Genomic DNA, 22351 nt, shown 5'->3' with positions numbered 1-22351 from the left:
TAGGGTGTCTGTTCTGCGCCGGATCAGGTGCGCTCTTCCCGGATAAAGGGTGCCCCCAGGGCGCCGGGCTGACTGTTGCTGTCCCTTTTTGATGCGGCCACCCAGATCATGACACCGAGGGTGATGGCGTAAGGGGCCATGAACACAAAGTATTGCGATAGCTTGATGCCGGAAGCGGCCAACTGAGGAATTAGTGCTTCAATGCAGCCGAACAGAATGGCCCCGGCCAGTGCTTTCCAGGGTGACCAGCGAGCGAAAATAACCAGTGCGACGGCAATCCATCCCCTGCCTGCGGTCATGTTTGAAATCCAGAGTTTGGTGCTCAGAACGGCAATGAATGCACCGGCCAGACCAATCAACGCGGCGCCGATCACAATGGCCGCCAACCGGTAGCTCAGTACCGGGATGCCGGCAGCGTCCGCTGCCTGTGGATTTTCGCCAACGGCGCGCATGCGCAGTCCGGGCGTAGTGCGATTGAGGGCCCAGACGGAAACCAGAAAAATCACAGGGATTAGATAGACCACGGGATTCTGAATGAAAAACCGGCCCAGGTAGGGCAACTCGGAGAGTGGCCAGAATGCGATGGTCTCCAGTCCGGGCACAGGCTGGTTGGTCCAGCCCATCAGTGTTCCGGTCAGGGTTGTCAGTCCCTGGCAGAAGAACACCAGTACCAGACCCGAGATTACCTGGTTCATGCGCATGACCAGAACCATCAGGGCAAACAGCAGGGAAACCACGCTGGCGGCAAACATGGCCATGATCAGCGCGAGCGCGGTGTGTTCGAAGGTCAGGTAGGCACCTATCCCGGCAACGGCCCCAACAAGCATCAGCCCCTCGGCACCCAGTGCCAGAACACCGGATTTCTCGGTGATGATCAGTCCCAGAGCCGCGAGGGCAAAAGGCACGGCAAACTCAGGGATGTTACCCATCCAGCTCGTAATCAGGTCCATGATCAGTCTTCCCCTTGCACGCGGCGAATACGATGTCGAATAAAGAAATCTGAAGAGGCGACGCAGATCACCAGTACGGCCTGGATCAGTTGCACCATGGCAAACGGGATTTGATAGAACACCTGAAGGCTTCTACCCGCAACGAACAGGGTGGCAATCAGCAACGCGGCGCAGGTGGCCGCAATGGGATTATTTCGGGCCAGAAACGCGATCAGAATGCCTGAAAACCCATAGCCCACGTAGAAGGAATGTGTGAGGCGACCCTCCTGGCCCGCGGCGACCATAAGGCCAGCCAGTCCCGCCAGGGCGCCGGAAAAGAGCACTGCCATCAGGATGGTTTTGGCAACAGGAACCCCAACGGCACTGGCGACTTTCGGGCTCTTGTCCACGAACCGTAGATAGAGACCGGCGCGGGAGATGTTGACGAACCAGAGTACGAGTAGGGCAATGACAATGGCGATGGGGATCGACAGGCTGAGGCCATTTCCCAACTCCGGCAGAAGCTCGAAGCTTTCATACTTGGGAGAGTATGGGAACGCGTCTTTGGGGTCTTTCCAGGCCCCGTACATCAGGTGCAGCAATACGTTAATCGCAATGTAATTGAGCATCAGGGTCGAAACAATTTCATTAACCTGAAGCTTGAGCCGAAGAAGTACCGGGGCAACCGCCCACAATAATCCGCAGGCCATGGCGGCGGCGATCATCAGTGGAAGACGCATGCCCGGAGCACCGATGTCCCACATGGTGATGGCAGTGGCGCCAATGGCCCCGAAGATCATCTGGCCTTCCAGGCCGAGGTTCCAGAACTTGGCCCGGAACGCCAGGCAACCAGCCAGGCCCACCATAATCAGCGGTGAGGCCTGAAAGAGCACCGATGTCAGGCTCTGGCTATCAAACAGAGTGAGGATCACAAACTCGTTCAGCAGTTCGCCTGCCGGAACTCCCGCGACCACGAGGATGGTGCCGGAAATCAGCAGGCCTAGGATCATGGACCCGGCCAGAATCAGTGCCTGCCAGTGCCAGGCCATCTGCTGGCGGACTTCCAGGGTATATCTGCGCTTTATGAGCGGGCGTTGTAATGCAAATTCAGACATGGTTCACCATTGCTTGGCCAATGGCCTGACGATCGGCAGGCTGTGAAAACTCGTTCACGATACGTCCAGCGGACATGACGCCTATCCGGTCGGCCATGGCCATGACTTCGTCCAGATCCTCACTGATAAGGAGAACCGCTGCGCCATTATCCCGGGCTGCACGCAGCCGTTTCCTGACAGCTTCGGTCGCTTTGACGTCGAGGCCCCGGCTGGGGCTGTGGGCGAGGACAAGTTTAGGGGGATGACTGAACTCCCGGGCGATGACCAGCTTTTGTGCGTTCCCTCCGGAGAGCAGTGCCGATTTCTGTTTCAGCGAACGAACACCCTGGACATCGAATTGTCGAACGGCTTCCGCCGCGTCTGCTTCGATGGCTCCGGTTTTGAGATACCAGAACGGGCCATATCGTCCGGAATGGATGTCGCCCAAGGCAAAGTTGTCAGCGATAGAGAGCGGGCCGGCAAGAGCAGAACCATAACGGTCTGCAGGGATGGCGGCGACGCCGATGGCGCGGCGCCGGGCTGCATCGAAGTCGGCCAGATCGCCTTCGCCGATCAGCTTCATGGTGCCTTCGACACCCTCTGGAATGCCCATCAGGGCGTTGGCCAGTTCGCTCTGGCCGTTCCCGCCGACGCCGGCGATACCGTATATTTCCCCCTTGTTCAGGGTCAGGTCCAGGCCATTCAGGGCCCGGTGGTCACCGGTGCTGGTGAGACCCTTGACGTTCAAATAAGGCTCACCAGATGTCCGTTCCTCTACAGGAATCCTCTGCTCCGGTGCTGATTCGCCGACGGTCAGCTTCACCAGTTCATCCACGGATACCGAATCCGGCTTCAGGCTTTTGATGGTTCGGCCCGAACGCATAATGGTGACCTGATCGGCATAGCGCAGCACGTCGTTCATTTTGTGGGTTACAAGGATGACAGCAGCGCCCTCATGGGCGAATCCCCGCACGGTCGTGAGCAGGTTTTCGGCTTCTTCTTCGGTAAGCACGGCGGTAGGCTCATCCAGAATCAGTATCTTGGCGCCGGCCAGAAGTACTTTAAGAATTTCCACGCGTTGCTGTTCTGCGATGGAGAGTTGATCAATGCGGGCGTCGGGATCAATCCTGAACCCGATGCGCTCGGCCATGGCACGGATGTCGTCAGACACCCGGCGTAGGCGTTCCCGATAAAGCCCGCTGGCCTGGATATGACCCAGGTTCAGCAGGATATTCTCGGCAACGGTGAAGGGAGTCACCAGTTTGAAGTGCTGGTGAACCATTCCGATGCCGAGTTTGGCGGCTTCTTTCGGGCCTTTCAGTTTTACTGGGTTGTCGTCGATGAACAGCGATCCGCCTTCGGGACCATAGAGGCCGGCCACGATGTTCATCAGGGACGACTTGCCGGCTCCGTTTTCGCCGAGCAGGGCGTGAACTTCGCCCCACCTGGCGGTGAAGTCAGCGTCGGACAGGGCCTTGAAACCGTCGAAGGTCTTGCTGACGCCGCTCAGCTGGATCGCGTTCTGTGTACTCATTGCTGGGTAATCACTCCGTCAACAAACCAGTCCATCTGCCACAGGGCGCCATCGGATACGACTTCGCCTTCTGCTGCGCGAACGGTGCCGTTCTGGTCTTTCAGCGGGCCGGCATAGACCTGTAGTTCACCATTCATCAGCTTCTCGCGGGCCGCCATAATCTTGGCTTCTTCTTCCTCATCAACGTTCGGCCCACAGCAGGCGATGTCGGTACCGCCTTCTTTCATGGACAGCAGCGCTCCATGGGGGGCTGGTACCCAGTTGCCGGCGATGATTTTTTCCAGTTCGTTCTTCAGGAAGCGATCCCAGACCCAGACTGACGAACAAACCGTAGCCTTCGGTGCGAACTCGCGGAAATCACGATGGTGACCTGTGCCGTAGACGCCATTTTCCTGGGCAACCAGTTGCGGTGTCGGGGTGTCTACGTGCTGGCCGATGACATCGGCGCCCTGATCGATCAGGGCCTTGGTTGCGGAGCGCTCTTTGGTGGGGTCATTCCAGGCGCCGGTATAGACCACGGTGACGGTTGCATCGGGGTTCATTTCACGGGCACCCATGGCGTAAGCATTGATGGTCCAGTTCACAACACCGAACGGGTTGGCAGCGACGAAACCGAGCTTGCCGGATTCAGACGCTGCGCCGGCTGCCATGCCACAAAGGTACTGGCTCTCGTAGGTACGGCCGTAGTAAGACAGCAGGTTGGGGCCGTTGGTGGTGCCAGAACCGTTCAGGAAGGCGACGTCCGGATAGTCTTCAGACAATGATTTGAATGTATCGGAGTAACCGAAAGCGGTACCGATAATAATGTTGGCGCCACGTTTGATAAAACGCTCGACGGCCGGCCGGATGGCCGAGGCAGATTCAGGAACGCTTTCCACGTACTGAATCTTGATGTCCAGTTCATCCTCCAGGCGCTGACGGGCTTCATCAAAAGCCTGAGTCCAGCCGCCGTCATTGGTCGGAGAGATATAGAGCATGGCGATCTTTGGGTCACTCTTGAGAGTGAAGCCTTCGGCGTGAGCGGTGTTCAATAGGCCCAGGAAACCGGCCAGTGCAAAGCAGGCACTGAATATGAGTTTTTTCATGTTGGTACTTCCTTTGGTTGGGAGAAACGGCTCTACATCATGTGATTGATTCGGAAAACGTTACCTTCCGGGTCCAGCATTACAGCCTGGTACCAGTTGTAATAGGTGGTGTAGGGCTCTTTGATGAGCGTTGCACCAGAGGTGAGAGCTTTGGGAACGTACTCGTCCACCTCTTCCTTGCTGTCCACATCAATGTTCAACAGGAACTTGCAGCCTTTTGTGTCCGAGTAATCATCGAGCTTGAGCAGTTCGTAGGCATCCAGCGCATTGAAACCGATGCAGGAGCGCCCCGTGTCCAGGCCGCGGAAGATGGGTGAACGGATCTCCGGAATTTCCTTGAATCCGAACAGATCCCGGTAAAAAACACTGAGGGCTTCTATATCTTTGGCGAAAACATTGACGTAAGAGAGCGTCCCCATATCAAGCCACCTCCTGGGTGCCACCAAAGGTTGTCTGTTTGACGAATTTGGATTTCAGGTGGTCACCGGAGCTGACAGCCGGGTATTTGCCTTTGCCAGCTTCGTCCAGACAACTGGGCAGACATTCGATCATGGCGTCGTAGTTTGGCTGGTGGAAAAAGACAATGGACTGGCGCGGCTCGGCGGTCTTGGCGTCCAGCGGCGGATTGACAACACGGTGGAGGGTCGAGATCCACTGGTCATTGGTCCATCGCATCATGAGGTCGCCAATATTGACCGCGAAACTGCCCTCCACATAGGGCACGCTGACCCACTCCCCGTTCTGGTTGCATACCTGCAAACCACCCGGTGAGTTGTCGGGTTTGACAATGGTCAGGCTGCCATAGTCGGTATGGGCCCCTGCACGCATCTGGCCAGCTTCAATGTTTGTCCCCATGTTGGGGTAGCTGAGGGTGCGCAGCATGCTGATTTCTTTGTCGATCTTGTCGTCGAAGAAATGCTCGTCCAGCTTGAGGGAGAGGGCAAAAATACGCATCAGCGAACGGGCCAGGTCGCTCATGGCATCGAAATAGTCTGAGTAGGCTTCTTTGAAGCCTTCAATGGTTTCCGGCCACACATTCGGCGCAAAGTGAGGGCCTGCGGCGGCGCCCCGGTGGTACTCGTCGTCCGGTACGTCTGTGGGCCCGATGGAAAAGGATTCTTTCAGGTCTCCCGGCGCGGCTTCTTCCATCGAATAGGACAGGCTTTCTTCGGCAATGGCACTATAACCGCGCACCATATCAGGGCTGGGACGATCCACTTTCCGCTTTTCGATCATGGGCTGGTTGAAAAACTTGCGGCTCAGTGAATAGACGCGATCCACCAGTTCGCTGGGAATTCCGTGGTTGGTGATGACCAGGAAACCAATATCCTTACAGGCCCTGTCGACCTCCTTCGCCACCTGGGCCTTCCCTTCAGGGGTGCCTTCGAAGTAAGGGGCAAGGTCGATCGTTGGTACGTGTTGCAACTGCATGGCACAACCTCCTTCAATTCAGTTTTGCGAGAAGGGCCCGGATAAAAAACAAAGGAGTCGTTCTCGCTCGCTGATTGACGTAGCAGCAAGCGTGCCATTTTTCGATTTTGTTAAAAAACAATCAGTTAGTGGTTTATGAAAAATTGACCCGGATCAAATGGTCTAAATTAGAGCGTATGGTTCTACTTTGAGCCCAAATTAGGGGCAGGAGAGTTTCGGGGAACGAGCTGCTCTCCGATCAGCGGGGGCGGACGCCGTTAAGAATGATGGTTTCGAGGCTACTGAGGGTTTCCTGAAAGAAGCCCGGATCTTCCAGCGTTTTCCCGGCAACGGCTTCTACCTGTACGCGAAAGTCGGCGTAGTGCTGGGTGGTCGCCCATAGCGAAAAAACCAGGTGGTAAGGCTCTACGGGCGCCAGTTTGCCCTGATCAATCCAGGTCTGGATAACCTCTATTTTGTTCTCGACCAGATCGTGCAGTGGCTGTTGCAGTTCGGTCAGCATTAACGGCGCGCCCTGCATGACTTCCATGCAGAACAGTCGGGATTCGGCGGGGTGGTCCCTCGAAAACTCCAGCTTGACCCGAACGTAGTCCCTGATGGCCTCTATAGGATCCTGCTCGACCGTGAATGCCCGCAGCGGTTTGAGCCATAAATCCAGAAGCTCTCGAAGTACGCTGACGTAGAGCTCTTCTTTACTGCTGAAGTAATAGAAGAGGTTGGTTTTGGATACATCGGCCTGAAGTGCAATCTGGTCGATACTGGCGCCGTGCAATCCGTATTTCGAGAAGGTGCTTAGCGCAGCATCCAGAATAGTTGCCCGTTTCTTCTCGCTATTGCGCATTCTTCTATTGAGCGCCGCAGCGGAGGGAACCCGCTGTGGCTTCCGTTTGCCCTCGCTGGCTGTTTCCTTGCCCTTTCTGATGACGCTCACGTAGTTCTCCGCTGGATTGACCGGACGCTCATTCTAGCACCGGATTTCTCGGTGAATAGGTCTTTTAGATGCGATCAGCCGGTTTGCCCCAAAAACGCCCGCAGTGCACAAACCGAGTGCTCTATTTCAGACCAAATGGTCTGAAATTATTAAGTGAAAAGTTGCAGGTAATTGATTTGTAATAATAAAAAGCATTATGGCCGACATTATGCGTTGCTGTTGGGGAACGTGAGTCACAGGTGGTGGCCCGAGTGCGCCATCAGACCGGAAACATCAAGGAGAACCCCATGAGCGAACAGATGAATATCGGCGTCTTCATTCCCATCGGCAACAATGGTTGGCTGATCTCGAAGAACGCGCCTCAGTACATGCCGACGTTCGAGTTGAACAGGGAGATTACCCAGAAAGCAGAGGGCTACGGCTTCGACTTCGCGCTGTCGATGATCAAGCTGCGCGGGTTCGGCGGTGAAACTGAATTCTGGGAGCACAATCTGGAGTCGTTCACCTTGATGGCGGGCCTTGCTGCAGTCACCAGCAAAATCCAGTTATTCGCCACTGCGGCAACACTGACCATGCCGCCGGCCATCGTTGCTCGTATGGCCTCCACCATTGATTCCATCTCCAATGGTCGTTTCGGGGTGAACCTGGTGACGGGCTGGCAGAAACCGGAATACTCCCAGATGGGGCTATGGCCGGGCGATGAATTCTTCGGCTCCCGCTATGAGTATCTTGGTGAATATGCCCAGGTGCTGCGGGATCTCTGGGCGACTGGCCACAGTGATTTCAAAGGCGAGCACTTCCAGATGGATGATTGTCGTGTTAGCCCCGTACCGCAGGCCGACATGAAAGTTATTTGTGCCGGGCAGAGTGAGGCCGGGATGGCGTTTACCGCCAAATATGCCGATTACAACTTCTGCTTTGGTAAAGGGGTGAACACGCCAACTGCCTTTGCGCCAACCGTTGAGCGCCTGGTTAAGGCTACCGAAGAAGCCCAGCGGGAGGTCAGTTCCGTCGCCCTGTTCATGCTGATTGCCGACAAAACTGATGAAGCGGCGCGGGCCAAGTGGGAATCCTACAAGGAAGGTGTCGATGAAGAGGCGGTGGCCTGGCTCGGTGAACAGGGTGCCGCGGACAAGAAGTCCAAATCCGATACCAACATCCGTCAGATGGCAGATCCGACGTCCGCAGTGAACATCAATATGGGCACCCTGGTAGGTTCCTACGAGAGTGTCGCTCGGATGCTGGATGAAGTAGGTACGGTTGAGGGTGTCAGTGGCGTAATGCTGACCTTTGACGATTTCGTTCAGGGCATTGAGGACTTCGGCAAGTACATTCAGCCGCTGATGAAAACGCGGGTACATATCAACCAGGAACTGGAGCAGGCCGTATGAACATCGAAACGGAGCAATCGGGCTACATCCTGAATACCGGCGCGGAACCTGTTCTGGAATTGCCGGGAAAACCGGAAGCCCTGAATGTCCGCGCCAGTGAGTCGGCGCTGGTCGTGGTGGATATGCAGAACGCGTATTCCACGATCGGAGGTTATCTGGACCGGGCCGGCTTCGACGTTTCCACAACCGGACCTGTCATCCAGCAGATCAAAAAGGCGATCGCTGTGGCGCGGGCGGCAGGCATTCCGGTGATTTTCTTCCAGAACGGCTGGGACCCAGAGTACGTTGAAGCTGGTGGCCCCGGTTCCCCGAACTGGTACAAATCCAATGCCCTGAAAACCATGCGTAAGAAACCGGAACTCAATGGCAGCCTTCTTGCCAAGGGTACCTGGGACTATGATCTGGTGGAGGAACTTCAGCCACAGCCCGGCGATATAGTCATACCCAAGCCCCGTTACAGCGGTTTCTTCAACACCTCGTTTGACAGCATTCTGCGCAGTCGGGGTATTCGCAACCTGATCTTTACCGGCATCGCGACCAACGTCTGTGTTGAATCGACCCTGAGAGACGGCTTTTTCCTGGAGTACTTCGGGGTGGTTCTGGCCGATGCCACGCACCAGGCTGGCCCGGAGTTCATCCAGCAGGCCGCGTTGTACAACATTGAAACGTTCTTCGGCTGGGTGTCCAGCACAGAAGATTTCTGCCAGACCTTCGGCGGCGCTACAGGCGACGCAGAAACAGCTCAAACTGAATCCACAGCTGCATAAAAGACGGAGATACACCATGCCAAAGACTTCCATTATTCCCGCAGGTTCAGGAAAACCGCTGGCTCCTTACGTCCCCGGCTCCATGGCCGATGGCGTTGTGTACGTTTCCGGGACTTTGCCGTTTGACAAGGACACCAACGTGGTTCACGTCGGCGACGCAGAAGCCCAGACCCGGCACGTACTGGAGATCATCAAAGGCGTTGTTGAAGCGGCGGGCGGAACCATGGACGACGTTACCTTCAACATGATCATGGTCACCGACTGGGACAACTACGCGGCGGTCAACAAGGTGTATGCCGAGTACTTTCCGGGAGAGAAACCGGCCCGTTATTGCATTCAATGTGGCCTGGTGAAGCCGGATGCATTGGTTGAAATCGCCAGTATTGCGCACGTAGGTAAATGATGACTGGTGCCGTAAGCTCACTTTATTGGGAAATCCATGGCCCGGCCGACGGTGAGCTCGTCGTGCTCAGTGCCGGGCTCGGTGGGTCAAGGAATTACTGGGCGGCTCAGTTGCCCGCTCTAACCAAGTATTATCGGGTGCTGGTCTATGACCATTTCGGCACCGGGCGCAGCCGGGGTGAAATCCCGGAGCTCTACACGGTTGAAGCGATGGCGGCAGAGCTTGGCGGGTTGCTGGAGGATCAGGTGTCCGGGCCGGTGCATTTCATTGGTCATGCACTGGGCGGGCTGATCGGTCTGGAGTTGGCGCGACGGTCGCCGGAGTTGGTTGCCAGCCTGCTGTTAATCAACGCCTGGTCAGAACCCAATGCGCATTCCCGGCGATGCTTCTCGGTGCGCAGGAAGTTACTGCTGAATTCCGGGCCTGAGGCGTATCTCGAAGCCCAGCCTCTGTTCCTGTACACGCCGGTATGGATAGCCGCCAACACTGAGTGGCTGGAGCAGGAGTCTTCTCATGCGTTGGCCAGTTTCCCGCCTCCGGCAAATGTTCTAAGGCGCATCGCGGCGCTTCTGGCCTGGCAACCGGCTGCGCAGGAGCTGGCCAAAGTGCGTGCAGAGACGCTCGTGCTTGCGACCCGTGATGACTCATTGGTGCCTTGGACCTGTTCCCAGAAGCTGGCGGCCCGTCTGCCAAATTCCAGCATTCGGCTTCTGCCCGAAGGTGGTCATGGGGTCAATGTCACAGAGGTTGAACGGTTCAATGAACTGATGCTCGATCACCTCAGGAAACATCGTTTGCCCGCAGCGGCGTTAACCACCCAGGAGGCCCTATGAGCCAACAACTTGATGAAAAGGCCCTCGGTCAACTGTTTACCGAGGCGCGCACCCACAATGGCTGGTTGGATCAGTCCATCCCGGAAGACACGCTCCGGGCGTTATACGACCTGGTGAAAATGGGCCCGACATCTGCCAACTGCAGCCCGGCTCGATTTGTGTTTGTCAGAAGTGCCGCTGGAAAGGAGAAACTGGCGCCCTGTCTGTCCAGCGGTAACCTGGACAAGACAATGAGTGCTCCGGTCACGGTGATCGTGGCTTATGACGAAGAGTTTTACGAGCGACTGCCCGAGTTGTTTCCCCATGGCGATGCTCGAAGCTGGTTTACCAGCAGCCCCGAAATGGCTTACGAAACTGCATTTCGTAACAGTTCAATGCAGGCTGCCTACCTGATACTGGCTGCCCGGTCGCTGGGCCTGGATACCGGGCCAATGTCCGGCTTTGATCCTGGCAAGGTCAATGAGGCGTTCTTCGCTGGGAATACGTGGAAAGTCAATCTTCTGATCAACCTTGGCCACGGCAATCCGGACAAGGTCTATGGCAGATTGCCTCGCCTGGAATTCGACAACGCTTGCCGACTGGCATAAGGAGAGAATGATGAAATCTCAACCGCAACTTCGTGAGGTGCTCACCATGCCGCCGCTCGTGGACAAGCAGTCGTTCCGCAATGCCATGTCCACCCTGGCCGCAGCCGTCAATGTTGTCACTACCGATGGGCCGGGTGGTCGAGCGGGATTCACTGCTACGGCTGTCTGCAGCGTTTGCGACGAGCCGCCTACCCTGTTGGTGTGCCTGAACCGTGGCGCATCGGTGTACGACGCCTTCCGGCAGAATGACAGCATCTGCGTCAACACGCTGGCTGATCACCAATCCGATTTATCGAATCTGTTCGGCAGCAAAACGACCATGGAACAGCGCTTTGCCGGCGCAACCTGGAGCACCGCGGTCACCGGCGCACCGGTATTGGAAGAGGCGCTGGTGAGCTTCGACTGCACCGTGAGCAAGCGGGTAAGTGTGGGTACTCACGACATTCTGTTCTGTGAGGTCGCGAACGTCCGCCATCAGGATGATATCGGTGGTCTGGTCTACTTTGATCGGGGTTACCACCGTCTGAAAAGCGAGTGACGGGGTCTCTTGCTGTCCGGTAACCGACCGCCCGGACAGCATGGAACGTTAAGCCATCAGTTGTTCCGCCATCCGGTTCTGTTCTTCAATGATGTGAGGCAGGGAACGGGTCAGCAGGTGGCCCTCTTCTATCACCACACGACCATTGATGATGCTCCATTGCACGCGCGGTGGTGTGCAGAACACCAGCGAGGCCAGTGGATCGCTCTGGCCGCCGGCCATGGCAATATCATCGGTGCGAAAAGCCACGATGTCCGCGCAGTAGCCCGGCTGAATTCTGCCCAGGGCATCCCCCCGGCCGAGCACTTCCGCGCCACCACGGGTAGCGATCCGCAGCGCTTCCCGGGCGGTCATGGCGCCGGGCTCCTGATCCCTCACGCGGGCTGACAACATGGCCAGGCGTGCCTCATCCAGCAGGTTGCCACTATCATTTGAGGAGCTGCCGTCCACGCCGAGTCCCACCTTTACCCCGGCATCCACCATTTTCCGGACCGGGGCAATGCCTGAGGCTAATCGCATGTTTGAGCAGGGGCAGTGAGCGACGCCAGTACCGGTTCGAGCGAACAGAGCAATGCCGGGGTCATCCAGGTGTACGCAGTGGGCGTGCCAGACATCCTCTCCGACCCACCCGACCTCTTCCGTATATTCGGTCGGCGTCATGCCATAGCGTTCCTGGCTGAAGGCCAGATCCTTCCAGTTTTCCGCCGTGTGGGTATGTAAGCCTACCTTCAATGACCGGGCCATGGTGGCGGCGTCGCGCATCAGGTCGGTTGTTACGGTAAATGGCGAACAGGGTGCCAGCGCCACCCGAGCCATGGCGTCCGGGCTGTGATCATGGTGTGTTTCCACGACTCGCAACATGTCCTTGAGGATCGCACTTTCATCCTGCTCCACCAGTTCATCCGGTGGCAACCCACCCTTGCTCTGGCCCAGGCTCATGGCGCCCCGAGCGCCATGGAAACGGATGCCCATTTCTGCGGCCGCCTGGAAACTGTCGTCCAGAGTGATGCCGTTGACATGCAGATAGGCGTGGTCGGCGGCGGTGGTGCATCCCGATAGCATCAGCTCCGCCATGGCGGTTCGGCTGGCAGCTCGTTGCATGGCCGGGGTGATGTTTCGCCAGACTGGAAACAGGGCGCTCAGCCAGTCGAACAGCTCGCCATTCTGTGCAGCGGGCAGCGCACGAGTTAGAGACTGGAACATGTGGTGATGGGTATTGATCAGCCCCGGACTCACCACATGACCCTTCAGGTCGATGGTGCGATCTGCAGTATCGGGGCAGTCGTCGGCAGCGCCGACCGCTTCAATACGGTTGTTGCGGACCAGAATGTAACCATTCTCGATCTCTCTGTCGTTGTCGTCCATGGTGGCGATAACGCGAGCATTTTTAAGTAGCAGAGTTTCTGTCATTGCTGAAATCGTCTTGGTGGTAAATGGGGCTGATTACTATGCAAGAGCAATGCCTGTCTGGTTTTCGGTAAAAGCCTGACCTTATGGTCAATTAAATAGCAGTGTGCACTTTTTTGAGGCGGAATATCTGTTAAAGAGTCCGATAATGGGGCTTTTAAGGCGGATTTTTATGGCATGTCATTTGCAAATTATCTGACCAACTGGATAACAAAGCATGGAGTGATGCAGGAGAAAACATGCCGAACGAGACACAGGAAATACCCGTAATTCATTTTGAGCGGTTCTTGAACGGAACCAGTGCGGAACGTAAATCGGTGGCGGACCAGATGCGTCGGGCCAGTCAGGATTGGGGGTTTTTCTATCTGTCGGGTTGTGGAATGCCAGATGAGCAGCTGGAAGCGGCATTCTCCGGTTCGAAAGCGTTTTTTGCTCTGCCACAGAAGGATAAGCAAGGGGTCGCCTGGCAGAACCCGGAGAGTAATCGAGGTTATGTTGGGATCAAGCGGGAAAAGCTTGATCCCACCCGTCCGGGTGACTTGAAAGAGGCTTTCAATCTAGCGCCGGAAGGCCCCGGTCCGGACACCCATAAAAACCTCTGGCCCGCCGGCTATCCCCGTTTCGAGACTGTTATGACCCGGTTTCTCGGGGAGTGCATTCTAACCGCCGACCGGGTGCTACAAGCTTTCGCCCTCGCGCTGGGGCAGCCGGAAGATTTCTTCAAGAATGCCCACAACGAACACGACCATACCCTGCGGCTGTTGCATTACCCGCCATTACCCGAAGGATTTGAGCCGGAAGACGGTGAAAGTCGTGCCGGAGCCCATACCGATTACGGCAGTATCACCCTCTTGTTCCAGGATGATGTTGGCGGTCTTGAGGTCTGCACCCGCTCGGGAGAATGGATCCGGGCGACGCCGATACCCGGCACCGTTGTGGTCAATACCGGGGACCTGATGCATCGCTGGACCAACCATGTGTTCTGTTCGACGCCGCATCGGGTGAACGTCGCACCAGAGCATCGTCATCGTGATCGTTATTCCATTGCCTTTTTCTGCCACCCCAACAAAACATCGGAAATAGCCTGCATCGAGAGTTGCGCCACCGCAGACAACCCTGCGATTTATGGGCCTATCTCGGCAGGGCAGCACCTGAATGAAAAACTCACCAACACCTACGGGGCCCAGGCCCAGAACTGAGGAATGACAATGAAACAACTGAAGAACATTGCGGCGGGTCTCACGCTGTCGTTCGGTGCTGCCGCCGGTTTCGTCCAGGCAGAGGAACTGACCCCGGTAACCGTTGCCACAACCTGGTATGCCCAGGCCGAACACGGTGGTTTCTATGCCGCAAAGGCCATGGGGATTTATGAAAAGCACGGACTGGATGTCACCATCAAGATGGGTGGCCCCCAGGTGAACAATGTGCAGTTGCTCATGGGTGGGTCGGTGGATTTCATCATGGGCTACAGCCTGCAGTCGCTCAACGCCGTTAACCAGGGAATCCCTCTGGTAACAGTCGCCGCATTCTTCCAGAAAGATCCGCAGTCGTTAGTGGTTCATGAGGGTGTTGGCAATGACTCTCTGGAAGCCATGAAGGGCAAATCCATGCGTGTTCCTACCGCAGGACGGGTTGCCTACTGGCCGTGGCTGAAAACTGAATATGGTTACACCGATGACCAGTTGCAGGCCTACGACTACAGCTTCGCTCCGTTCATCCAGGATGATCAGACGATTCAGCAGGGCTACGTAACCAATGATGGTTTCTTCCTGGATCAGGCCGGGGTCAAGGGAAAAAGCCTGCTACTGGCCAACTATGGCTGGGAGGCCTATGCGGCCACGCTGGATACCACGGCTGACAGGATCGAAGAGAATCCGGAGGTTGTGCAGAAGATGGTTGCCGCAACAGCGGAGGGCTGGAAGGCCTATTTCGAGAATCCGGCCCCGGCGAATGCCCTGATCAAGGAAGACAACCCCGAAATGCAGGATGCGTTGCTGGCCTACAGCCATGCGAAAATGCAGGAGGAGGGTATTCTTCTGTCCGGCGCTGCCGAGGACGGTCGTTACGGGATGATGACCCTGGAACGTTGGCAGGCATTCTTTGAGGATATGGTTGAAGCAGGCACCCTGCCGGAGGATCTGGACTGGAAAAAGGCGTTTGATCTGTCCTATATACAATCGGTCTACGCCGACTGATCAGCGTACCCGATAGTATGAATCAGAAGGACGGCCCGAAAGGCCGTCCTTTTTTACATCTGGCTGGCTACAAATTCCGCCAGGGCAAGGGCAACACAACCAGGTGCTGCGACCTGGGGAACGTGACCGGTATCCAGAGAAACGATCGATGCGCCCGGGACCAGCTGCTGCATTCGCCGTTGCACCGGCAAGATCACAGAGCGGTCTTGCCTCGCCTCGATGTACAGCCTTGGCAGCTTTCCAAAACGGGCGTCAGTCCAGTGAGGCACCAGCATCCGGCTGCCCTCGGCCTGTGGATTGAAGCGGGGAATTGCCTGCTCGGCAATGGACTCACTGACGTCTTGCAGGAAAATCTGACGTATGGCATCTGCCGGTACGCGGGAAACCTGCCCGTTGTCTTCCCAGGTCAGAAACGGGCCAATGCCGGAGGCTTCGGGGTACTGTTCCCGCATGTCGCTGACGATTTGGCCAAAACCCGTACCGGAAGGCAGCATCATGCCCGCCAGGTAGGCAACGCCAATGACTCGTTCAGGAATGGCTTCTGCCAGTTGGGTTGCAACGGCACCGCCCCCGGAATGCCCCACCAGTAGCAGTGGGCCTTCGACCTTCTGAAGCATCTTTTCCAGGTCGTCGACGCATTGGCTGAGAGAGGCGTCGGCCGGGTTGCCCAGGCGGCTTCCGCACCCCGGGAGATCCGGTGCCATAACGTTGAAGCCCTGCTCTTTGAGATAAGGGGTGATGGTTTCCCATACCCAGCCGCCGGCCCAGGCGCCATGGATCAGAACGGCGGTCGTCATTTGTTCAGGCATAGGTTCTCCGGTACATCTCCATCAGGTGGGCTTCAACCGTTGTGGACGGGTAGTGAGGTTGCTCACCCTCGGAAAGGCAGGTAGGCAGGCAGGTGACGGTGTGGTCGGGGTTGCCGCTGAAGAAAAACGGCACCGAGTAGCGTTCGGCGCCCGACGTATTGACGACCCTGTGCAGGGTTGAGCGGTAACAGTCGTTGGTCCAGCGGGCGATCATGTCGCCAAGGTTGACCACAAAAGTGCCGGGGATGGGTTTTGCTTCGATCCACTGCTCACAACGGACATCCCACACCTGAAGCCCCGGCTTGTCGTCTAACAGCAAGACGGTGATGCCGCCAAAATCTGTGTGGGCTCCGCACCCTTTTTCCCCGGGAGCCGGCTGGGCGGGTTGAGGTGGGTAGTGCAGCAATCTCAGGGTGGATAATGGTTGGTGGCAGAAGTCCGTAAAAAAGTCCGGTTTCAGATCCAGGGTTAGGGCCAGAGCCTCCATTATGCGGGTGCTGAGCTGGTTCATGGCGTTGAAGTATGAGGTCATGGTGTTGCGGAAGCCGGGCAGTGTTTCTGGCCATTGGTTTCCACCCTGGTTGAATCGGCCGGCCTGTACGCGGGGGTCGGTTTCGTCCAGCTCTTCGCCTATGTAGAACCCTTCTTTCAAGTCTGGGGGCGCGCCGGTCTCCAAAGTCTGCCCCCTCATTGATTCATAGCCTCGGTTCGCTCGGGAGTGAGCCTTGTGGATCGCCTGTTTGTGTTCTTTTGGCAGGTTGAACAGAGCCTGTGACTCCCTGAATACCTGATCGATCAGCTCTGGGGGGATGCCATGTTCGCGGATATAGAAGAACCCCGTATGCAGACAGGCTTCGGTCAGCGAGCTCGTCAGCGCCTGCCTTTGTTGCTCGGTTCCCGAGAGTAACGACAGGTCAATGATGGGTAATGAACCGCCTGTTTCATTCGTGCTGCTCATGCTTTAACTCCGGTTTACGATTCTAAAACTGTCCATGTGGTCAGTAATTCACAAAGCGTGCCAATCAAGAAATATCGTTGGTCGGGCGGATGGCCGGAAATACCACGGTTTTCGAGGGTTCAGTGGCGTTGCAGCGGATTTCGTAAAGGCTTCATATCAGGGCGGCTCCCCATTTAATGCACCAGATTCGCGCGCCATAAAACGCGGTCCAGCGCTTGTTTGGGCTTACATGTAGAGATGTGTGGGCTGGCCTTCCACACGCAACACAGGCCCGGAAACTGGAGTGTTTTCAGCGGTAAAGGTGAGGTTTCCAACGAATTGTGCGGTAACAGACATATTCTGGCCTGTCCTTTGCAGTTCAGTTTTAAAACCTGACCGAATGATCAATAAAGCTCGGAAAGATTAAACCCGAAGGAGAATACTCATGCACAAAGGTTTCAAACGCTCGATTCTGATCGCTGCCTCACTGGCTGGCGGGTTGATGGCTCAGGCAGCATTGGCGGCCGACAAAGTGGTTTACCAACTGGATTGGCTGCCAGGTGGGGATAAGTCACCGGTGTATGTAGGTGTACAGGAGGGATTCTTTGAAGCCGAAGGCCTGGAAGTCAAAATCGCCAGTGGCCGGGGTTCGACCGACGCGATTACCAAGATTGCCACCGGACAAGCCGACATCGGCAGCGCAGACATCGGGGCGCTGATGGCAGCCAAGGTCCAGGACAATAGTCTGCCGGTGACAGCCGTCTATAGCATCTTCAACCAGGCACCTCATGCGTTCTTTACCTTGCAGAAGGCCGACATCAGCGAGATGACGGATATCGAGGGCAAGAAAGTCGCTACATCACCGTTCACATCCTCCAATGCGTTCCTGCCGCTGGTGCTAAAAGAGAACGGCATGGCTGAGGATGCGGTGAGTTTGACCAAGGCTGACCCAGGTGCCCTGGGGCCGATGCTGATGAACGGTGGAACCGACGCCATCATTGCCTGGGTCACGAATATCGCCCTGTTTGCAGATCAGGCCAAAGCCACCGGTAACGAGCTGGTGGTACTGCCATGGTCCGATGCCGGACTGGAACTTTACTCGGCATCCGTGGTGGCCAGCGAGGCCTTCCTGAGTGAGCGTCCGGACGTGGCCAAGCGCTTCTTGCGGGCTTTTGACAAGTCTCTCAAGTTCACCAGCGAGAATCCGCGCAAGGCAGCCGAAGCTCTGAACAGCATGGTGCCGGAAGTGGATGTCGATGTAGCAACCGGCCAGATTGGCGACACCATGAAGTTGGTTATGAACGACGTCAGCGACCGGGATGGCCTGGGAGCCCTCACTGAGGAACGTGTGGCGCTGACCTGGAGCTGGGTGGCGCAAGCCGAGAAACTGGCCGGTGATGCACTGGACCCGGAAATCATCATCGACCGGACCCTTTTTGAGGCGCTGTAAGCATGACTGAGCCCGCCACTAATCGTCCGTTTGTGCGGCTCTCCGGAGTCGGGCACCGTTACGATCCCAACCCGGCAATCCCGCCCGCGGTCACCGGTATTGAACTGGACATCCGCCGTCACGAGTTCGTGGCGGTGGTGGGACCTTCCGGCTGCGGAAAATCCACCTTGCTGCGGATGATTGCCGGGCTGTTGACCCCAACAGAGGGACAGGTCTCGGTATTTGGAAAGCAGGTCTCCGGACCCCGGGACGACGTTGGTATCGTGTTTCAGAAACCAACGCTGTTGCCTTGGCTGACTGTCCGAAAGAACGTGCTTTTCCCGCTCAAGCACAAGTTCGGCCGTTACGGTCGTGACGATGAAAAGCGTGCGGACGCCTTGCTGGCCATGGCGGGCCTGGAAAGTTTTGCCAACAAGATGCCGAATGAGCTCTCTGGCGGCATGCAGCAACGGGTCGGAATCGTTCGGGCGCTGTTGCTGAACCCGGATATTCTGTTGATGGATGAACCTTTCTCGGCACTCGATGCAATGACTCGGGAGCAGATCGGGTTCGATCTTCTGAAAATCTGGCAGGAAAACCCCAAGACCGTGCTATTCATTACCCATTCCATCGCCGAAGCCGTGCTGCTGGCAGACCGGGTGCTGGTGATGAGCAAGCGCCCCGGTACCGTGTTGGAGATGGTGGATGTGGACCTGCCTAGGCCACGCACGACCCAAACCATATCCGAACCCAGATTCGGCCAGTTAACTGAGCGACTGAGGAAGCATATCTATGAGCCTGAAGCTTGAGAATAGGGCCGGCCGCTCCCTGTTGACGGCGGCGCCCTGGTTGTTCTTTGTGGCGCTGGTTCTGCTATGGGAACTGGTTTGTCAGGGGTTCTCTTTGCCGGCCTATGTATTGCCAGCCCCCTCGGCCATCGTCGAGGCTTTTTTCAATGTGGAGATGAGCCGCTGGTTTACCCATCTGTGGGCGACCCTGCGGGTGGCTTTGATGGGGTTCGCGGCGTCCATCCTGGTGGCGATTCCCATTGCCATCGCCATGATGCGATCGGAGCTGCTGTCGCGCACTCTCTTTCCGTTACTGGTGGTGGTTCAATCCACCCCGGTGGTGGCGGTTGCGCCACTGATCATCGTATTGATGGGGTCCGATGACCCATCACGGGTATTGATTACCTGCCTGCTGACGTTCTTCCCGCTGGTGGTTTCGACTGCGACCGGGATCAACGAAACCCCCGATGAACTGGTTGAATTGAGTCGTTCGCTGGATGCCCCGCTGCGTAGGGAAACCTGGCAGATCCGGATTCCTTACGCCATTCCGCATATTTTCAGCGGCCTGCGCGTGGCCATCACTCTGGCCATTATCGGCGCCGTGGTGGCGGAATTTGTTGCCGCCGAAGAGGGACTGGGTTACTTCATTCAGTTCTCGACGTCGTTTTTCCGGATTCCGCAGGCCTTCGCGGGGCTGTTCTTTCTGGCAGTGGTCAGCCTGTTGCTGTTCAAGTCGGTGCACTGGGCGCAGCAGATCTTTTTCCCATGGAGCCTGCCCAAAAAACAGGGCTAAGCATGTCATAAGAGGTTAACGAATTGTCTGAACAGGAAAGATTGAACAATACCGATCTGGCAATGATGCAAAAGGTCATCGCCATGGCAAACGGGCTGGCGGAAGACGGAGTACATCCGTTTGCCGCCTTGTTGGTCGACAGTGAAGGCTCTGTCTTGATGGAGCAGGGCAACGCTTACCTCCCGGACCGTGATATGACAGGTCATGCCGAGCGCGTTCTGATGACTCGGGCCAGCAAGGCCTGGCGTCCAGACTTTCTGGCCGGTTGCACCATGTACGTATCCGCAGAGCCTTGTTGCATGTGTGCCGGTTCGGCCTACTGGGCCGGTTTGGGGAGAATAGTCTACGGGCTCAGTGAACACCGGCTGAAGAACATTACCGGCAACCATCCCGAAAATCCGACGCTCGATCTGCCCTGCCGGCAGGTGTTTGATTCCGGACAGCGCGAAGTCGAGGTGATCGGGCCGGTCCTGGAGGACGATGCAGCAAAAGTGCATGAAGTATTTTGGCAGAAGCACGGACAATGAAGGAGGGCGTCATGACAGCAAGCCGTGTCACCGTGGTTGTTGATTCCCGATACGGCAGCACACTGGCGCTCGCCCGAGCAGTGGCGTCAGGCGCATTGTCGGAAGGTGCGGAAGTTCGTCTTTGCCGAGTGGCCATAGATGAGCCCGAATTCAGTGTGGACTCGGAACGGGCTGATTTTATTGCGGCCCAGGCAGAATTCCGTGCGCTACCCAGAGCCACTGCCGATGATCTTGACTGGGCAAAAGGAATTGTCTGGGGGTCTCCCACCCGATATGGGTTGATGAGTACACCGCTTAGGGCGTTTATCGATGAAGTGGCACCTCTTTGGCGGCAAGGTGCCTTGATCGGCAAAGTGGGGGCTGCGTTTACCTCCACGGGAGGTATGCATTCTGGAAACGAGATGACGTTGCTCTCTCTTTTATTGCCCTTCATGCAGCATGGGATGGTGTTGGCCGGTGTTCCCCACAGTGTTCCGGAGTTGGTGCGGACCGAAAAAGGAGGTTCGCCCTATGGGGCGACAACGGTTACTGGATTCGATGGAAACAGGGGAGTTGACGAGAACGAACTTGCCATTGCCCGTGCATTGGGGGCAAGGGTGGCGAGACTGTCAGGCTGGGTAACACTCGAGCCATCGTCGGTTGAACTTGCGGCATACGCCACCTAGGTCGAGGGAATGGTGTAAGCGTGACGTTGTGTAGTCCTTTTGCCGCCTTCGGGCGGTTTTTTTTGGCTTGTTCAAAAGTAGAGCAGTTGGCCAGAGTTTGTTTAAAACTGGTGCGTTTTTCTGTGTTCTATATTTTTTAAGCTAATGATATTAAATAATAAAAACTTATTTCTTATATGGCATGAAGGTTGCCTTATAAAACCTGAGCAATTGGTCAATTAAAAGAGGCGTAAACCGCCTGGTCTAGGAGAGTATCCATGAAGATGAAGCTAAGCACCGTTCTGGGTGGTTCGATCATGATGGCCGGCCTGGTCGCTTTTTCGCCGGTAAATGCGGACGAGTTGGATAAGGTCGTATTTGGAACCAACTGGTATGCCCAAGCTGAGCATGGTGGCTTTTATCAAGCACTGGCAACAGGCCTTTACGAGGGGCACGGGCTGGATGTAGAAATCAGAATGGGTGGCCCGCAGGTAAACGGAACCCAGTTGTTGGTAACTGGGCGCTATGACCTGCTCATGGGCTATCCCATTGGCAACATTAACGCGGTCGAGAAGGGCTTGCCCGTTATGACCGTGGCTGCCTCCATGCAGGGAGATCCTCAGTCATTGGTTGCGCATCCCCACGTTGAATCCATTGAGCAGATCAAGGAAGAGGGCCTGCCCATTTATCTGGCAACCCATGCCCATTCCACCTTTTGGCCATGGCTGAAGGCAGAGTACGGGTTCGAAGACGATGTTGTGCACGCCTATACCTTCAGTGTTGCGCCATTTCTGACCGATGAAAGCATTGTTCAGCAGGGCTACCTCTCGTCGGAGCCTTTTGCAATCCAGAAAGGGGGAATTGAGCCGAACGTCTTCCTGTTGTCGGACTACGGTTACCCTCCGTACGCCACCACCATCGAAACCACAACCGACATGATTGAAGAGCGGCCAGACGTGGTCAAACGGTTTGTGCAGGCAAGCATGGAAGGCTGGCAAAGCTACCTGGAGAACCCGGAGCCCGGGAACAAGCTCATCATGCAGGAAAACCCTGAGATGACGCCTGAGCAAATTGCCTATGGCATCGAAAAGATCAAGGACTACGAACTGGTGACTGGCGGCGACGCGGGAACCCAGGGAATTGGAGTGATGACCGAAGAACGTTGGACGAAGATCAAGGATTTCATGGTTGGCGCAGGCCTTGCGTCGGCAGATCTTGATCTCAGCAAGGTTTTCACCCTGGAATTTCTGCCCGAAGAGCCGGTGCTGCCGTAAGCATCGAACCCTATCCTGATGCCGG

At 56.4% G+C, this 22351-nt stretch carries 24 protein-coding genes; 14 read left to right on the top strand and 10 right to left on the bottom strand.

The window, feature by feature from the left end; all coding sequences use genetic code 11:
* Window positions 1–23: 23 nt before the first annotated feature.
* The 7 genes from AC13D2_RS11485 to rutR all read right to left on the bottom strand — a co-directional run bounded on the left by AC13D2_RS11485 (window position 24) and on the right by rutR (window position 7004).
* Window positions 24–950 (bottom strand): ABC transporter permease, encoded by a 927-nt coding sequence (locus tag AC13D2_RS11485; protein WP_091644521.1) that lies wholly within the window; start codon window positions 948–950, stop codon window positions 24–26.
* 2 nt (window positions 951–952) lie between these two features.
* Complete coding sequence (locus AC13D2_RS11480) at window positions 953–2044, bottom strand: ABC transporter permease (protein WP_091644518.1); 1092 nt, start codon at window positions 2042–2044, stop codon at window positions 953–955.
* Window positions 2037–3557 (bottom strand): ABC transporter ATP-binding protein, encoded by a 1521-nt coding sequence (locus AC13D2_RS11475; RefSeq protein WP_091644515.1) that lies wholly within the window; start codon window positions 3555–3557, stop codon window positions 2037–2039. The genes AC13D2_RS11480 and AC13D2_RS11475 overlap by 8 nt, the downstream gene beginning before the upstream one ends.
* Complete coding sequence (locus AC13D2_RS11470) at window positions 3554–4642, bottom strand: BMP family ABC transporter substrate-binding protein (RefSeq protein WP_091644512.1); 1089 nt, start codon at window positions 4640–4642, stop codon at window positions 3554–3556. The genes AC13D2_RS11475 and AC13D2_RS11470 overlap by 4 nt, the downstream gene beginning before the upstream one ends.
* Before the next feature lie 32 nt (window positions 4643–4674).
* A complete protein-coding gene (locus AC13D2_RS11465; RefSeq protein ID WP_041332587.1) occupies window positions 4675–5061 on the bottom strand; it encodes a VOC family protein in 387 nt (128 codons plus the stop codon).
* Window position 5062: 1 nt separating this feature from the next.
* Complete coding sequence (locus AC13D2_RS11460; protein ID WP_091644509.1) at window positions 5063–6073, bottom strand: isopenicillin N synthase family dioxygenase; 1011 nt, start codon at window positions 6071–6073, stop codon at window positions 5063–5065.
* 238 nt (window positions 6074–6311) lie between these two features.
* Complete coding sequence (gene rutR, locus AC13D2_RS11455; RefSeq protein ID WP_041332588.1) at window positions 6312–7004, bottom strand: HTH-type transcriptional regulator RutR; 693 nt, start codon at window positions 7002–7004, stop codon at window positions 6312–6314.
* Window positions 7005–7303: 299 nt separating this feature from the next.
* On the opposite strand from rutR, the gene rutA reads away from it, so the two are divergent.
* The 6 genes from rutA to rutF are packed head-to-tail and all read left to right on the top strand — an operon-like array spanning window position 7304 to window position 11523.
* Window positions 7304–8395 carry a pyrimidine utilization protein A gene (gene rutA, locus AC13D2_RS11450; RefSeq protein ID WP_041336425.1) on the top strand — a complete coding sequence of 364 codons (1092 nt, stop codon included), beginning with the start codon at window positions 7304–7306 and terminating at the stop codon, window positions 8393–8395.
* Window positions 8392–9162, top strand: a complete 771-nt coding sequence (gene rutB, locus AC13D2_RS11445) for a pyrimidine utilization protein B (RefSeq protein ID WP_052479367.1) — start codon at window positions 8392–8394, stop codon at window positions 9160–9162. The genes rutA and rutB overlap by 4 nt, the downstream gene beginning before the upstream one ends.
* A gap of 16 nt (window positions 9163–9178) precedes the next feature.
* A complete protein-coding gene (gene rutC / locus AC13D2_RS11440) occupies window positions 9179–9565 on the top strand; it encodes a pyrimidine utilization protein C (RefSeq protein WP_041332589.1) in 387 nt (128 codons plus the stop codon).
* The gene (gene rutD, locus AC13D2_RS11435; protein ID WP_091644507.1) at window positions 9565–10398 is read left to right on the top strand and encodes a pyrimidine utilization protein D; all 834 of its coding nucleotides are present in this window, start codon (window positions 9565–9567) and stop codon (window positions 10396–10398) included. Before rutC ends, rutD begins: the two co-directional genes overlap by 1 nt.
* Complete coding sequence (locus AC13D2_RS11430) at window positions 10395–10985, top strand: malonic semialdehyde reductase (RefSeq protein WP_041332590.1); 591 nt, start codon at window positions 10395–10397, stop codon at window positions 10983–10985. Before rutD ends, AC13D2_RS11430 begins: the two co-directional genes overlap by 4 nt.
* 10 nt (window positions 10986–10995) lie before the next feature.
* Entirely contained in the window at window positions 10996–11523 is a 528-nt protein-coding gene (gene rutF / locus AC13D2_RS11425; protein ID WP_091644504.1) for an NADH-dependent FMN reductase RutF, read from the top strand.
* Window positions 11524–11571: 48 nt separating this feature from the next.
* Here the strand turns inward: rutF and AC13D2_RS11420 are convergent, their stop codons facing one another.
* Window positions 11572–12933, bottom strand: a complete 1362-nt coding sequence (locus AC13D2_RS11420; RefSeq protein WP_091644502.1) for an 8-oxoguanine deaminase — start codon at window positions 12931–12933, stop codon at window positions 11572–11574.
* A 236-nt stretch (window positions 12934–13169) separates the two neighbouring features.
* Between AC13D2_RS11420 and AC13D2_RS11415 the strand changes: the two genes are divergently transcribed.
* Together AC13D2_RS11415 and AC13D2_RS11410 are read left to right on the top strand one after the other, a co-directional pair.
* A complete protein-coding gene (locus AC13D2_RS11415; RefSeq protein WP_041332591.1) occupies window positions 13170–14129 on the top strand; it encodes an isopenicillin N synthase family dioxygenase in 960 nt (319 codons plus the stop codon).
* 9 nt (window positions 14130–14138) lie between these two features.
* The gene (locus tag AC13D2_RS11410; protein WP_213479946.1) at window positions 14139–15125 is read left to right on the top strand and encodes an ABC transporter substrate-binding protein; all 987 of its coding nucleotides are present in this window, start codon (window positions 14139–14141) and stop codon (window positions 15123–15125) included.
* A 53-nt stretch (window positions 15126–15178) separates the two neighbouring features.
* On the opposite strand, the gene AC13D2_RS11405 is transcribed toward AC13D2_RS11410, so the two are convergent.
* Window positions 15179–15934, bottom strand: a complete 756-nt coding sequence (locus AC13D2_RS11405) for an alpha/beta fold hydrolase (RefSeq protein ID WP_213479984.1) — start codon at window positions 15932–15934, stop codon at window positions 15179–15181.
* Complete coding sequence (locus tag AC13D2_RS11400) at window positions 15927–16892, bottom strand: isopenicillin N synthase family dioxygenase (protein ID WP_041332592.1); 966 nt, start codon at window positions 16890–16892, stop codon at window positions 15927–15929. Before AC13D2_RS11400 ends, AC13D2_RS11405 begins: the two co-directional genes overlap by 8 nt.
* A gap of 424 nt (window positions 16893–17316) precedes the next feature.
* On the opposite strand from AC13D2_RS11400, the gene AC13D2_RS11395 reads away from it, so the two are divergent.
* The 6 genes from AC13D2_RS11395 (at window position 17317) to AC13D2_RS11370 (ending at window position 22326) form a co-directional block, all read left to right on the top strand.
* Window positions 17317–18321 carry an ABC transporter substrate-binding protein gene (locus AC13D2_RS11395; protein WP_041332593.1) on the top strand — a complete coding sequence of 335 codons (1005 nt, stop codon included), beginning with the start codon at window positions 17317–17319 and terminating at the stop codon, window positions 18319–18321.
* A 2-nt stretch (window positions 18322–18323) separates the two neighbouring features.
* Window positions 18324–19109 carry an ABC transporter ATP-binding protein gene (locus tag AC13D2_RS11390; RefSeq protein ID WP_091642182.1) on the top strand — a complete coding sequence of 262 codons (786 nt, stop codon included), beginning with the start codon at window positions 18324–18326 and terminating at the stop codon, window positions 19107–19109.
* Entirely contained in the window at window positions 19093–19881 is a 789-nt protein-coding gene (locus tag AC13D2_RS11385; protein ID WP_041332594.1) for an ABC transporter permease, read from the top strand. Before AC13D2_RS11390 ends, AC13D2_RS11385 begins: the two co-directional genes overlap by 17 nt.
* 62 nt (window positions 19882–19943) lie before the next feature.
* Complete coding sequence (locus tag AC13D2_RS11380) at window positions 19944–20408, top strand: nucleoside deaminase (RefSeq protein WP_213479986.1); 465 nt, start codon at window positions 19944–19946, stop codon at window positions 20406–20408.
* Between the two features lie 11 nt (window positions 20409–20419).
* Entirely contained in the window at window positions 20420–21073 is a 654-nt protein-coding gene (gene wrbA / locus AC13D2_RS11375; RefSeq protein WP_091642187.1) for an NAD(P)H:quinone oxidoreductase, read from the top strand.
* Between the two features lie 257 nt (window positions 21074–21330).
* Window positions 21331–22326 (top strand): ABC transporter substrate-binding protein, encoded by a 996-nt coding sequence (locus AC13D2_RS11370; RefSeq protein WP_041332596.1) that lies wholly within the window; start codon window positions 21331–21333, stop codon window positions 22324–22326.
* The last annotated feature ends 25 nt before the right edge of the window (window positions 22327–22351 follow it).

It is taken from the genome of Marinobacter sp. B-12, from assembly GCF_056857915.1.
This window is presented reverse-complemented; position numbering and strand designations above follow the sequence as displayed.